Below are 13,082 nucleotides of genomic sequence, written 5' to 3' on the forward strand. Positions count from 1 at the left end.
GACGTTGCCGCAAACCTACAGGGATGCATGCGAGCGTGATACTCAGTCAGATTGCGATCGAGAAAACGACGAAGTTGGTCGAGTTTTTCGCGGAGGTGACGGCCGCAGGGTCGTACACGGAAACTTCGCTGAGAAACGTCTTCTCTGAGCACTCTCACGGCACGGATGGTGGGCGAAGGAACCTCGCCTGCCACCGTGCCGCGGTGTGACTGATCATCCGGTGACCGCTAGCGAATACTGTGTCGATCTTGAGTACTGGTGTGTTCGGTCAGCCCAGTGCGAGGCGAACGCCGAGTGCGACGAAGGCGATCGCGCAGAGCCGGTTGATCCGCCGTGACCAGCGTCCGTCGGTCAATCGATGTGCCAGGCGTCCGACGCCCGCGCCGAGGGTGACGTCAACTATGAGCTGCACGGCGACGAACAGGGCACCGAGCAGGAGGAGCTGGGTGGTGGGGTCGCCGGCGGCGGGATCGACGAACTGGGGCAGGAACGCCACGCTGAACAGGATCATCTTCGGGTTTAGCAGGTTGGTCACCAACCCGCGCAGGAATGCCTGGCGAGGCGTTGCGCCGCGCTCGGGGTCACTGTGGGTGGCGGTGCCGCTCTGGCGTACGGCTCGGATCCCCAGGATGACCAGATACGCGGCGCCGGCCCAGCGGATCGCGGTGAACAGCACCGGCGAAGCGGTCACCACGGTGGCCAAGCCGAAGACCACCGCCGCGACGTGGACGGTTTCGCCAGCGGCGACGCCGAGCGCGGCGACGACGCCGGATCGGGCACCGTAGCGGGTGGCGTTGGCGAGGACGAACATCATGTCGGGACCAGGTGTGATCATGAGAACGGCGATCGCGGCCAGGTAGCCAACGAGGGTCGTTACGGACAGTCCGAGCAAGGTTCAGCCCTCCTCGGCGCCGTCGAGCAGAGCGCGGCGCAGCGCGAGTCGGTGTTCGCGGCGGATCTGTGCCTCGCGGTAGCGCCTCCGGTCCCCGTCGCTCTCGGGTAGCAGCGGCGGGACGGCGCGGGGATGTCCGTCGTCGTCGATCGCCACCATGACCAGGTGCGCGGTGGCCACGTCGGTGGGCGGCACCGCCCGGTCCCACCGGTCGGCGGTCACCTTCACGGCGACCTCCATGGAGCTGCGTCCGGCCCAGGTGATCCGGGCATCGACGTGGACGACGTCGCCGACCCGCACCGCGCGGAGGAAGGCGGTCTCGTCGATGGCGGCGGTGACCGCCGGCCCGTCGGAGTGCCGGGCCGCGACCACGCCGGCAACGGAGTCGATGAGGTTGAGGATCCGGCCGCCGTGCACCGTGCCCATCAGGTTGGTGTGGTGCTGGTCCATGATCTGCGACAGGGTCAGGTGCGAGGCCGACGGTGGCCGGCCGGCGAGCGTGGTGGTGTCGTGCATTGGCGGTTCCGTCCTCGGGAAGCGGACCGCCGACCGACCGGGGGTACGCACGTCGAGGGCACGCCGACGGCTAGCGTGCGGCGTGTCACCCGAGCGACCCACCCGCGAGGTCGACGGCAGCGCACACACGTCGTGTACGCGGCGCGGGCAGGTCTTCGGACTCGCGGGCCGGACCGAATCGGTCGTCTACTGGCCGTCGCTTCCCAGGCGTGGTGCCCAGTGCTGATGACGGCGGTCGTTCCCACTCACCGCTGCGGGGCAGTCCCGGACTTCCACCGGGTTCCCTCTTACGACACCCGGCCGTCGCCGTCCGGGTGAACCAACGCTGCGGTCATCGTACTCAGTCGGCGAGACTGTGCTGGCGTGGCAGGTCAGGGTCGGTGGTGCCGGTCTCAACGCTTCGTTGGTCGGGCCGTTCGGCAGTGGGCTGCTCGTTGCCGGCGGCCGGGCTGGAGAAGGTGCCTTCGACACCGTAGGAGGCGCGGCGGGAGGCGCGTCTGAGGGTGGCCAGGATGGCGGGGCCGACGATGAGGATCGCCAGGGTGTTGGTGATGGCGCGGCCGGTGTCCCATCCGGCGGTCGAGGTCAGCAGGGTGAAGATGGCGAATCGGTGCAGGTTGTCCAGCACTGGTGCGCCCGGGACGTAGGAGATGTGCCCGTGGTAGTAGTCGACCTCCGCGCCGGTGATGAACGGCCAGAACCACAGGTTCATCAGGAAGCCGAACAGGTACGCCACGACGATGCCGTAGCCGACGAGCATGGCGATCTCGGCTCTGCCGCTCACCCGGCGGGGCAAAGACCGGCGCCCATGCCGATCAGGCGGAGCACAGCATCTGGAACGGCAGCCACGGCCCTACCCCGGCGGTGAGCAGGGCCGAGGCGAACAGCGATGTGCAGCCGAGCGTGAAGCCGAAGCCGGCGCCGAACACTCGTCCGGCGAGCACGAGCATGAAGAACACCGTTTCGATGCCTGCGGTGCCGGCGCCGAGGGGGCGTAGCGCGGCGTTGGTCGCGGAGAGCACGCCGAGCATCGCGAGGGCTTTGGCGTCCATGCCGCCCTCGGACAGTTCGGCGATGACGATGATGAGCAGCGGCAGGATGCCCATGAAGATGAACGGTGCGTCCGGGGCGTGCTGCATGCTCTGCGGCTCGACGCGTACCAGCAGCGGCCAGCGGAACATCATGAGTCCGGCGAGCGACGCGAGGGTCAGCACGGTCGCTGATCGTAGGCCGATTCGCACGGCTTGGTCGTTTCGGCCCCAGGTGCGGGTGGGCAGCGATGGCGTCATGACGGTTGCCGTTCGAGTGCGGCCCGTACGTCGGCGACGGTCAGCCAGTGTGCGCCGAGGATCTTGGCGACCTGGGTGGCGAAGGCGGCCGAGGCGCCGAGCACCTCGGCGGTGGTGCCGTCCGACACCACCTCTCCTTCGGCCGACACGACGACGCGGTCGGCGACGGTGGCGATGAACTCCACGTCGTGGGTGGCCACGACGACGCCGCGTCCTTCGGGTGCTGTCGTCGCCGGTCAGCGCGGCGCCGATCTCGGCCAAGGAGAAACCCAGGTCGCGCAGGGCGCGGATGCGGTACAGCCGGGCAATGTGCTACTCCGAGTACCGGCGGTGGCCCCCGGGGTGTGCGTTCGCTGCGCAGCAGTCCGAGACGGTCGTAGTAATGCAGTGTGCGCACCGTCAATCCGGACGCTTCAGCCACTTGGCCCACTGACCATGTCCGCATACGGGCACGGTAGGACCTGACGCAGTGTCAGGTGCAAGCCCGGCCGGACGTCCCCATCGGGCCGAGACCGCGTTGGTCGCCGACCGCCAGTGTTCGTCGCCATCGGCGCGTACGGCGCACCTCGCGTGCTCTTTGCTCCGGTCGCTTCCGCCGGCGGGTGCCCTAGGATGGGCGCCGGTGCTGGTTCGCCTGAACCATGACGGTCCGGGCGTCGTAAGAGGGAATCCGGTGTGAATCCGGGACTGCCCCGCAGCGGTGAGTGGGAACGACCGCCGTCACACGCACTGGATGCCCCTGGTGTCCGGGAAGCGACGGCCAGTAGGAGATCGGCTCGTCCGGTCGCGTCCACGAGTCCGAAGACCTGCCCGCGCCGCGTGCGTGACCACGCACGCCGCCGACGGCCTCGCGGGAGGGCCCGGGCGCGGCTGGGCAGCTCATCGCCCAGCCCTGCCATCATCTTCCCCGATCCGACGGTGGGCCACGCCGGACCGCGAGGGAAGGATCCCCAGGCAGATGACGTCCTCGACCGCGCCCGGCTACGGGTTCGCCGCCGCCTGGCACGCCACCATCGACAGCGCCCACGACAAATCCTTTGTGCTCGACCCGGAGGTGTCTCGGACGCTGACGTCCTACATCGGTCCGGGAGAGACCGTGCTCGACATCGCCGCGGACGAGTTCGCGACGACGGCCGCCCGGGCCGGTGCACACGTCACAGTGGTCGACGGCTCCCTACAGCGCCTCGCCCAGGTGGCGGCCGACGCCCAGCGGCACGGCGTCACCGTCGACACCGTGCACGCGCTGTGGCCGCACGCGGCGGTCGCGCACCACGACGTGGTGGTCAGCACCGGCGCACTGCGCCGGCACCACGATCTACCGGCGGCGCTGCGAGCCATGGTGCTGCACGCCGACCGGCTGCTGCTCTGCGTCGACGAGGCCGGCACGCCCGCGCCGCACGACCAGGTCCTCGCGGCGATACTCGGCGAGCCGGCACCCCGGCAGGCGCCCCGGCACCTGCTCATCGCCGGAGCGCTGGCCGAACTGGGTCTGACCGCCGACGTGCAGATGGTGACCGCGGTGCGGACCGTCACCGTGGCCGACGAGGCCGAGCTGGTCCGGCGCCTGGCCGGGCGGTCGCTGCCCGGGCGGCTGGCCCGCCGTCTGCTGGCCCTGCTCGCGCCGATGCTCAGCCGGACGCCGGACGGAAACTGGCGGTACCGCTACCCGGCGGAGATGGGTCTGGTGGTGTGTCCGGTGTGACGGTCGGGTCGGCGAAGCCGGCCAGCAGCCGCTCGGCGGCGACCGCCGGGGTGAGGGTGCCGGCGAGGACCTGCCGCTCGATGCGCGGCGCGAGGGCTCGCACGGTGGGATGCGTGTGGAGCCGGTCCAGCAGTTCGGCCCGTACCATCGCCCACACCCAGCCGATCTGCTGGCGTCGGCGCCGCTCGGCCAGTTCGCCGGAGGCGGTCAGGGTGTCCTGGTGGTGACGGATCTGCTGCCACACCTCGTCGAGGCCGGTCTCCTCCTGGGCGCTGCACGTGACCACCGGGGTGTGCCAGCCCGCGTCGGGCGGGTGCATCAGGCGCAGCGCGCCGGCGAGTTCCCGGGCGGCCCGGCGGGCGTCGGTCGCGTGCGGGCCGTCGGCCTTGTTGACGGCGATGACGTCGGCAAGTTCCAGCACGCCCTTCTTGATGCCCTGCAGCTGGTCGCCGGTGCGGGCCAGGGTGAGCAGCAGGAACGAGTCGACCATGTCGGCGACCGTGGTCTCGGACTGGCCGACGCCGACGGTCTCGACCAGCACCACGTCGTAGCCGGCGGCCTCGAGCACCACGATCGCTTCCCGGGTGGCCTTGGCGACACCACCGAGCGTGCCGGCCGTGGGCGAGGGCCGGACGAACGCGGCCGGGTCGACGGCGAGGCGGGCCATGCGGGTCTTGTCGCCGAGGATGCTCCCGCCGGTGCGCGTCGACGACGGGTCGACCGCGAGCACCGCCACCCGATGCCCGTCGCCGGTCAGCCGGCAGCCGAGGGCGTCGATGAACGTGGACTTGCCGACGCCGGGTACCCCGGTGATGCCGACACGGCGGGCGCCGCCGGCGTGTGGGGTGAGTGCCGCGAGCAGCTGCTGCGCCGTGGCCCGGTGGTCGGGTCGGGTGGACTCGACCAGGGTGATGGCCCGGGCGATCCACGCGCGTGAGCCCGCGCGTACCCCGTCGGCGTACGCCTCGACCGACGGGGTCCGCATCGTGGCGCCGCTCACGCGTCCGGGTGGCCGAGCCGCCGGGACAGCTCGGTGAGCAGTTCCCGGGCGGCTTCGGCGATGACGGTGCCGGGCGGGAAGATCGCCGAGGCGCCGGCCTCGCGCAGCGCGTCGAAGTCCTGCGGCGGGATCACACCTCCCACGATGATCATGATGTCGTCGCGGTCCAGCGCGGTCAGTTCCTCGCGCAGCGCCGGCACCAGCGTGAGGTGGCCGGCGGCGAGGCTGGAGACGCCGACGATGTGCACGTCGGCCTCGACCGCCTGCCGGGCCACCTCGGCGGGCGTCTGGAACAGCGGGCCCACGTCGACGTCGAAGCCGAGGTCGGCGAAGGCGGTGGCGATCACCTTCTGGCCGCGGTCGTGGCCGTCCTGGCCCATCTTGGCCACCAGGATGCGGGGCTGGCGGCCCTCGGCGACGGCGAACGCCGCGGTGGCGGCGCGGACGCGCTCGATCGCGGAGACGGCGCCCGCCTCGTGCCGGTACACCCCGGAGATGGTACGGATCTGCGCGGCGTGGCGTCCGTACACCTTCTCCAGCGCGTCGGAGATCTCCCCCACGGTGGCCTTCGCCCGGGCGGCGTCGACGGCCAGGGCGAGCAGGTTGCCGTCGAGGCCGGGCCCTCGGGTGCCGTCGAGGGCGGCGCAGGCCGCCCGGGTCAACGCGTCCAGGGTCGCGGCGCAGGTCTGCTCGTCGCGTTCCGCGCGCAGCCGGCGCAGCTTGTCCATCTGCTGCGCGCGCACCGACCGGTTGTCGACCTTGAGCACGTCGATCGGCTCGTCGGCGTCCGGGCGGTACTTGTTGACCCCGATCACCGGCTGCCGGCCGGAGTCGATGCGGGCCTGGGTACGGGCGGCGGCCTCCTCGATCCGCAGCTTCGGGATGCCCTCGTCGATGGCGCGGGCCATCCCGCCGGCCGCTTCCACCTCGCGGATGTGCCGCCAGGCGCGGGCGGCCAGGTCGTGGGTGAGCCGCTCCACGTACGCGCTGCCGCCCCAGGGGTCGATCACCCTCGTGGTGCCCGACTCCTGCTGCAGCACCAGCTGGGTGTTGCGGGCGATCCGGGCGGAGAAGTCGGTCGGCAGCGCCAACGCCTCGTCGAGGGCGTTGGTGTGCAGGGACTGGGTGTGTCCCTGCGTGGCGGCCATCGCCTCGACGCAGGTACGCACCACGTTGTTGAACACGTCCTGCGCGGTCAGCGACCAGCCGGAGGTCTGGCAGTGCGCCCGCAAACTCAGCGACTTGGGGTTCTTCGGGTGGAAGTCGCGGACCAGGCGGGCCCACAGCAGCCGCGCCGCCCGCAGCTTCGCCACCTCCATGAAGAAGTTCATCCCGATCGCCCAGAAGAACGACAGCCGGGGCGCGAACGCGTCGATGTCCAGCCCGGCGTCACGGCCGGCACGCAGGTACTCGACGCCGTCGGCGAGGGTGTAGGCGAGTTCCAGGTCGGCGGTCGCGCCGGCTTCCTGGATGTGGTAACCGGAGATGGAGATCGAGTTGAACCGGGGCATCCGCGCCGAGGTGAAGGCGAAGATGTCGGAGATGATCCGCATCGACGGTTGCGGCGGGTAGATGTAGGTGTTGCGGACCATGAACTCCTTGAGGATGTCGTTCTGGATGGTGCCGGAGAGCTGCTCCGGCGCCACCCCCTGCTCCTCGGCGGCGACGATGTACAACGCCAGCACCGGCAGCACGGCGCCGTTCATGGTCATCGACACGCTCATCCGGTCCAGCGGGATGCCGTCGAACAGCTGCCGCATGTCGTAGATGGAGTCGATCGCCACCCCGGCCATGCCCACGTCACCGGCGACGCGGGGATGATCGGAGTCGTAGCCACGGTGGGTCGGCAGGTCGAAGGCGACCGACAGTCCCTTCTGGCCGGCCGCCAGGTTGCGCCGGTAGAACGCGTTCGACTCCTGGGCGGTGGAGAACCCCGCGTACTGGCGGATCGTCCACGGCTGCGTGGTGTACATGGTCGGGTACGGGCCGCGTAGGTACGGGGCGACGCCCGGATACGTGCCCAGGAAATCCAGCCCGGCCCGGTCCGTCACGGTGTGCAACGGAGCGACGTCGATGCCCTCCGGTGTCTGCCAGGTCAGCGCCTGCGGGTCACCGCCGGTCTCGGCGCGCACCGCGTCGCGCCACCGGCCCAGGTCGGCGTCGGCGGCGGTCGGCGGCGCGCCGAGCTCGACGCCGCGGAAGTCGGGAATTCCCGCGCCCATCACGCCACCCCCAGATCGTTCAGCGTCGTCTCCAGCACCGCGACCGCGTCGCAGCCCGCGAACAGGTAGTCGTCCACACCGGTGTATCCGGCCGGTTTGCCGGCCAGCCAGACGCGCTGTGCGCCCGCGTCGGTCAACGCCCGCGCCACCGCTTCCGCCGACTGCCCGTACACCCGGTCGGAGGAGCACAGGCAGGCGACGCGGGCGCCGCTGGCGGTGAACTCGGCAGCCAGCCGGGCCGGATCGTCGTCCCCGACCGGCGGCCGTACGGTGACGATCCCACCGGCGGCGAAGAGGTTCGCGGCGAAGCCGGCCCGCGCGTTGTGCACCGCCGCCGACCCCAGCGTGGCGAGGAAGACGGTGGGCCGCGTGTCCGCGGCCGCCGTGTGGGCGTCGGCGCGGTCCCGCAGCGCCTCGTACGCCTGGGCGTACCGGTGTCGAGGCAGTCCGCCGCCCGGTGGCGGCGGCGCGGGCGGCCGTGCCGGCAGCCGCTCGTCCAGCTGCGGGAACTCGCTGACCCCCGTCAGCGGGTCCCGACGGTGCGCCAGGTTGTCGGCCCGCCGCTGCCAGGTCGCGGCCAGCCGGTCGGCGACCAGGCCGCTGTCCAGCGCCGCGGCCATCCCGCCGGCCTGCTCGATCTCGGTGAACCACGCCCATGCCGACTGGGCCAGTTCCTCGGTGTACCGCTCGACGTACCACGAGCCGCCAGCCGGGTCGATCACCCGGCCCACGTTCGCCTCTTCCAGCAGCAGCGACTGGGTGTTGCGGGCGATCCGGCGGGCGAAGCCGTCCGGCAGGCCCAGGCAGTGGTCGAACGGCTGCACGGTCACCGCGTCCGCGCCGCCGACGCCGGCAGCGAAACAGGCCAGCGTGGTACGCAGCATGTTCACCCACGGATCGCGGGCGGTCATCATCACCGCGGAGGTGACCGCGTGCTGGCGTTGCGCGCCGTCCTCGGGCACCCCGCACACCTGCGCCACCCGGGCCCACAACCGGCGCGCCGCCCGCAGCTTCGCGATCGTGGCGAACTGGTCGGCGGTGGCCGCGTACCGGAACTCCAGCTGCGCGAACGCGGCCGGCACGCTCAGCCCGGCCGCGGTGAGGTCCCGCAGGTAGGCCACGCCGGTGGCCACCGCGCAGCCGAGTTCCTGCGCGTCCGAGGCGCCCGCGTCGTGATAGGCCGTCGCGTCGACAGTCATCGACCGCAGCCCCGGGAAGCTGTCGGCGCAGCGGCTGGCCCACTCGCCCGCCGGGCCTTCCCACCCCTGCCCGGTGCGCGCCCGCCATCCGAGCGGGTCCACACCGAGGTTGCCGCGCACCTCGGCCGGTGGCACCTGCCGCTCGGTCAGCAGCGCGAACCACGTCGGCACGGCCTCGACCGCGGCGGCCCCGGCGTCCAGCACGATCCCGGCCAGATCCAGGTAGACGCCTTCCAGCGCCGCCGGCAGCGCGGCCGGCGGCAGACCGTGTTCGCCGAGCACCAGCCACAGGGACGTGGCGCCGTTCTCCAGGTCGGCGCCGACCGCCTCGGCGGTGACCTTCGGGTCCGGGTCGGCGTGCCGCTGCCGGATGTCCCACCCTGCCGTCACCGCTCCCGCCGCCCGACCGCCGCGGGTGTACGGGAACAGTCCCGGCGGCCCCGGCATCGGCGTCGGATCGTCCGCGGTGTACAGCGGCGCCAGCGTCACCTCGTCGTCGCGGTGAGCCAGCAGGTCCTCGACCGCGTCGACCGGGGTGTCGTCGCCGGCGAGGCCGGACTTGCGCAAAACCCCCAGGGTCAACCGCTGCCACTGCTCGCGCGTGGCGGCCGGGAAGTCGGCAGCGAGGGGAAGCGTCTCTGACGGCACCGTCATGCCGGGATAGTAAGGGCAGTCCGGCATGACCAGATCGTGATGTGACGACATCAACTGCGAACGTGATGGCGTCATGACCCGCACCAGGAGCGCGGGGTGCCGCCGGCGCTGATCGTGGCCTCGTCCCGCGCCTCGGACGGCACCGCACGTACCCGGCGTCGGCGTCGTACCATCGCGGGCAGTGCTGGTTCGCCTCTCCCCTACCGGGGTGAGGCGTCGTAAGAGGGAACCCGGTGCGAAACCGGGACTGCCCCGCAGCGGTGAGTGGGAACGACCGCCGTCAAAAGCACTGGACCGCGAGGTCTGGGAAGCGACGGCCAGTAGGCGACCATGCGTCACGCCCACGAGTCCGAAGACCTGCCAGCGCCGCGCACACCGCCGGTGTGCGCCGTCGGCGGCCTCTCGGGAGGGCCAGGGCGGAAGCCGGTACGCCCTGTCGTGCCCCGCCTTCCTCTCCCGTGTGGCCGCCAGGCACCTCGAGGGAAGGACCACCGTGAGTACCTCATTCGGGCAGAGCACCGTGCTCGGCTACCCGCGCATCGGCGCCAACCGCGAGTTGAAGAAGGCGGTCGAGGCGTACTGGGCCGGCGCCCTGGACGCCGCCGGCCTGGAGGCCGTTGCCGCCGGCCTGCGGGCCGAGGTGTGGCGGACGCTGCGAGACGCGCGCCTCGACGCGATCCCGTCCAACACGTTCTCCTACTACGACCACGTGCTCGACACCGCCGTCGCGGTCGGCGCGATCCCCCAGCGGTTCGCCCGCCTCGGCCTCGGCGCGCTCGACACCTACTTCGCCATGGCCCGCGGCGTCGACGCCGAGCCGGCGCTGGAGCTGACCAAGTGGTTCGACACCAACTACCACTACCTGGTGCCGGAGATCAACGCCGACACCGCCTTCGCCGCCAATCCGGCCAAGGCGCTCAGGGAGTACGCCGAAGCACGTGAGCTCGGCATCACCACCCGTCCGGTGCTGGTCGGGCCGGCCACGTTCCTGCTGCTGGCCAAGGGCGACGACCCGTTCGCCCGCCTGGACGACCTCGTCGAAACGTACGCCGCGATCCTCACCGCGCTGGCCGAGGCGGGCGTGCCGTGGGTGCAGCTCGACGAGCCCGCCTACGTCGCCGACCGCACCCCCGCCGAAGTCGACGGCCTGCGGCACGCCTACCGGCGTCTCGGTGAGCTGCCGAACCGGCCGCGGATCTTCGTCGCCAGCTACTTCGGGGACCTCGCCGACGCCCTGCCGGCTCTGCTCGACACACCGGTCGAGGCCATCGGCGTCGACCTCGTCGCCGGGCCGGAGAACCTCAACCGGCTCGCCGCCGCCGGCCCGCTGCGGGGAAAGACCATCGTCGCCGGCCTGGTCGACGGCCGCAACATCTGGCGCACCGACCTGCGCGCAGCCGTCACCACCGGAGTCACCGTCACCGGTCTGGCCGACCTCGTGTCCGTCTCCACGTCCTGCTCGCTGCTGCACGTCCCCGTCGACCTGGCCGCCGAGACGCGACTCGATCCTCAGTTGTCCGAACGGCTCGCGTTCGCCCGGCAGAAGGTCGACGAGGTCGTCCTGCTCGGTCGTGCGCTGCGCGACGGCACCACCACCCTGACCGCACCACTGCCATCCGCACCGCCGTCGTGGCGCCGCGACGACATCCGGGGCCGCCTCGCCGCGTTGCGTCCCGGCGACCGGCAGCGCGGCGACTACGCCGACCGGGCCGATCGCCAGCAGCAGCGCCTCGGCCTGCCCGAGCTGCCCACCACCACGATCGGCTCGTTCCCGCAGACCCCCGCGTTGCGTACGGCCCGCGCGGCGCACCGGGCCGGCACCCTCGATGACGCCGGCTACACGGCGCGGATGCGCGCCGAGGTCGAGCACGTCATCCGACTACAGGAGGAACTGGGGCTCGACGTGCTCGTGCACGGCGAGCCCGAACGCAACGACATGGTCCAGTACTTCGGCGAACAGCTCGACGGCTTCGCCGCCACCGATCACGGCTGGGTGCAGTCCTACGGCTCCCGCTGCGTACGCCCACCTGTCATCTACGGCGACGTCGCCCGCAAGACCCCCATGACCGTCACCTGGTCCACCTACGCCCAGTCGCTGACCGACAAACCCGTCAAGGGCATGCTCACCGGGCCGGTCACCATCCTCGCCTGGTCGTTCGTCCGCGACGACCAGCCGCTCGCCGACACCGCCGACCAGGTCGCCCTCGCGCTGCGCGACGAGTGCCGCGACCTGGAAGCCGCCGGGATACGCGTCATCCAGGTCGACGAACCGGCGCTACGGGAAACCCTGCCGCTGCGCCGGACGCACCAGCCGGCCTACCTCGATTGGGCGGTCGGCGCGTTCCGGCTGGCCACCAGCGGCGTCGCCGACGACACCCAGATCCACACCCACCTGTGCTACTCCGAGTTCGGTGAGGTCATCACCGCCATCGACGCCCTCGACGCCGACGTCACCAGCATCGAGGCGTCACGCTCGAAGATGGAGATCCTGGACGACCTCGCCGCGATCGGTTACCAGCGCGGCGTCGGACCCGGCGTGTGGGACATCCACTCGCCACGGGTGCCGCCGCACGACGAGGTCGTCGAAGCGCTGCGCCGCGCCGTCGCGGCCGTCCCCGCCCGCCGGCTCTGGGTCAACCCGGACTGCGGCCTGAAGACCCGCACCTACCCTGAGGTCGAGGCATCCCTGCGCCATCTCGTCGCCGCGGCGGCCGAGGTCCGGCGAGCCTGAGCACCACCGTCCCGGGCGGTCTCGGAATCGAGACCGCCCGGCGACGGCACCGATGGGCTGGGTGCACAGGACGGTCACCGACGACCCGGGCAGGAGTCACATCAAAGACGAGCCTGGTGCGGCGGTCGGCACGACGGATACCTGGGGCTGACAGCCGGTCGTGGCGCGGCTGCCGCTACGGCTTGGTTGGCGTGGCGTGCAGGTAGCGCAGCTCCACGATCTGGGTGTCGATCGGTGTGCGGGTCGGGTTCCGGATGAGGTGGGTCTCGCCGGGATGCAGGTAGCGCACCGCAGTTCGTGGCGGTGTGTCGACGTCCGCGTCGCTGGCCAGTTCGACGACGAGCAGGGGTACCGAGCCCGCGCGGCAGGCGTGTTCGTTCCCGGGTGGGATCGTGAGGCGCTGGACGCGTACGTCGTCGGTGTCCAGGACCGTGGTCAGGGGTACGCCCTCGGGCGGTTCCTCGGACCAGCCGTCGCTCGTGTCCAGCGGGACATCGAGTGCTTCTCCTGAGGCTTCCTCGCCGAGATCGAGTAGTTCGATGAGGCGGTTGCGGTACAGGCTGTGGCCCTGGTTGGTGAGCATGTGGACCGGGGAGACGGGCCGGTAGATGGCGCCGCCCACCTGTTCGTTGATGTGCCGGGGCGGGCTGCCGTCGAGCCAGTCCATCCGGCAGGGCGAGGTGTCGAGGCAGAGCACGAGGTACGGGTTGTGGTGCAGGTGCCAGGGCTGGCACTCGCCTGGGGCGAGGGCCACCTCCCAGACCCGTACCCGGGAGTTGGCGAGCAGGACCCGCTGGCCGACCTCGCCGAGCACGATGTCGCTGCCGTCGGGGGAACGAACGACGGTGCCGGCGCTCATGGGTTCCTTTCGGCGGTG

10 protein-coding genes, 2 pseudogenes and 3 riboswitches are annotated in these 13,082 nt (G+C 71.6%); of the genes and pseudogenes, 2 read left to right on the forward strand and 10 right to left on the reverse strand.

From position 1 onward, the window contains the following. Positions 1–268: 268 nt before the first annotated feature. From ACN27A_RS08510 to ACN27A_RS08535, 6 genes and pseudogenes are all read right to left on the reverse strand, one after another. Positions 269–892: a LysE family translocator gene (locus tag ACN27A_RS08510; RefSeq protein WP_421451141.1), complete on the reverse strand. Its 624-nt coding sequence runs from the start codon at positions 890–892 to the stop codon at positions 269–271. 3 nt (positions 893–895) lie between these two features. Further along, positions 896–1,408, reverse strand: coding sequence for an acyl-CoA thioesterase (locus tag ACN27A_RS08515; protein WP_421451144.1), 513 nt, complete (start codon positions 1,406–1,408; stop codon positions 896–898). A 129-nt stretch (positions 1,409–1,537) separates the two neighbouring features. Further along, positions 1,538–1,747, reverse strand: a riboswitch (cobalamin riboswitch). 1 nt (position 1,748) lies between these two features. After that, positions 1,749–2,192, reverse strand: coding sequence for a hypothetical protein (locus ACN27A_RS08520; protein ID WP_421451147.1), 444 nt, complete (start codon positions 2,190–2,192; stop codon positions 1,749–1,751). A gap of 31 nt (positions 2,193–2,223) precedes the next feature. Continuing rightward, positions 2,224–2,622, reverse strand: coding sequence for a hypothetical protein (locus ACN27A_RS08525; RefSeq protein WP_421451149.1), 399 nt, complete (start codon positions 2,620–2,622; stop codon positions 2,224–2,226). Positions 2,623–2,693: 71 nt separating this feature from the next. Continuing rightward, positions 2,694–2,921 (reverse strand): annotated as a pseudogene (locus ACN27A_RS08530) (cobalt ABC transporter ATP-binding protein); the annotation flags it as partial. 122 nt (positions 2,922–3,043) lie between these two features. Then, positions 3,044–3,142 (reverse strand): annotated as a pseudogene (locus ACN27A_RS08535) (MerR family DNA-binding transcriptional regulator); the annotation flags it as partial. A gap of 164 nt (positions 3,143–3,306) precedes the next feature. Beyond that, positions 3,307–3,525: riboswitch (cobalamin riboswitch) on the forward strand. Positions 3,526–3,655: 130 nt separating this feature from the next. On the opposite strand from ACN27A_RS08535, the gene ACN27A_RS08540 reads away from it, so the two are divergent. After that, the gene (locus ACN27A_RS08540; RefSeq protein ID WP_421451152.1) at positions 3,656–4,399 is read left to right on the forward strand and encodes a class I SAM-dependent methyltransferase; all 744 of its coding nucleotides are present in this window, start codon (positions 3,656–3,658) and stop codon (positions 4,397–4,399) included. Here ACN27A_RS08540 and meaB read toward each other — a convergent pair. The 3 genes from meaB to ACN27A_RS08555 are packed head-to-tail and all read right to left on the reverse strand — an operon-like array spanning position 4,326 to position 9,474. Beyond that, positions 4,326–5,384 carry a methylmalonyl Co-A mutase-associated GTPase MeaB gene (gene meaB, locus ACN27A_RS08545; protein WP_421451155.1) on the reverse strand — a complete coding sequence of 353 codons (1,059 nt, stop codon included), beginning with the start codon at positions 5,382–5,384 and terminating at the stop codon, positions 4,326–4,328. The genes ACN27A_RS08540 and meaB overlap by 74 nt on opposite strands. A gap of 11 nt (positions 5,385–5,395) precedes the next feature. Then, positions 5,396–7,621: a methylmalonyl-CoA mutase gene (gene scpA / locus ACN27A_RS08550; RefSeq protein WP_421451158.1), complete on the reverse strand. Its 2,226-nt coding sequence runs from the start codon at positions 7,619–7,621 to the stop codon at positions 5,396–5,398. Beyond that, the gene (locus tag ACN27A_RS08555) at positions 7,621–9,474 is read right to left on the reverse strand and encodes a methylmalonyl-CoA mutase family protein (RefSeq protein WP_421451161.1); all 1,854 of its coding nucleotides are present in this window, start codon (positions 9,472–9,474) and stop codon (positions 7,621–7,623) included. The genes scpA and ACN27A_RS08555 overlap by 1 nt, the downstream gene beginning before the upstream one ends. 168 nt (positions 9,475–9,642) lie before the next feature. After that, a riboswitch (cobalamin riboswitch) is annotated at positions 9,643–9,853 on the forward strand. A 114-nt stretch (positions 9,854–9,967) separates the two neighbouring features. Between ACN27A_RS08555 and metE the strand changes: the two genes are divergently transcribed. Continuing rightward, complete coding sequence (metE, locus tag ACN27A_RS08560) at positions 9,968–12,205, forward strand: 5-methyltetrahydropteroyltriglutamate--homocysteine S-methyltransferase (protein ID WP_421451163.1); 2,238 nt, start codon at positions 9,968–9,970, stop codon at positions 12,203–12,205. Positions 12,206–12,380: 175 nt separating this feature from the next. On the opposite strand, the gene ACN27A_RS08565 is transcribed toward metE, so the two are convergent. Next, positions 12,381–13,064, reverse strand: a complete 684-nt coding sequence (locus ACN27A_RS08565; protein WP_421451166.1) for a hypothetical protein — start codon at positions 13,062–13,064, stop codon at positions 12,381–12,383. Positions 13,065–13,082: the final 18 nt, after the last annotated feature.

Origin of the sequence: Micromonospora sp. WMMD737, from assembly GCF_049179055.1 — a bacterium.
GTDB lineage: Bacteria > Actinomycetota > Actinomycetes > Mycobacteriales > Micromonosporaceae > Micromonospora > Micromonospora reichwaldensis.

Coding starts and splice junctions, on each gene's coding strand:
- ACN27A_RS08515 (WP_421451144.1), bottom strand. CDS start 1,408: ATGCACGACACCACCACGCTCGCCGGCCGGCCACCGTCGGCCTCGCAC.
- ACN27A_RS08540 (WP_421451152.1), top strand. CDS start 3,656: ATGACGTCCTCGACCGCGCCCGGCTACGGGTTCGCCGCCGCCTGGCAC.
- meaB (WP_421451155.1), bottom strand. CDS start 5,384: ATGCGGACCCCGTCGGTCGAGGCGTACGCCGACGGGGTACGCGCGGGC.
- scpA (WP_421451158.1), bottom strand. CDS start 7,621: ATGGGCGCGGGAATTCCCGACTTCCGCGGCGTCGAGCTCGGCGCGCCG.
- ACN27A_RS08555 (WP_421451161.1), bottom strand. CDS start 9,474: ATGACGGTGCCGTCAGAGACGCTTCCCCTCGCTGCCGACTTCCCGGCC.
- ACN27A_RS08565 (WP_421451166.1), bottom strand. CDS start 13,064: ATGAGCGCCGGCACCGTCGTTCGTTCCCCCGACGGCAGCGACATCGTG.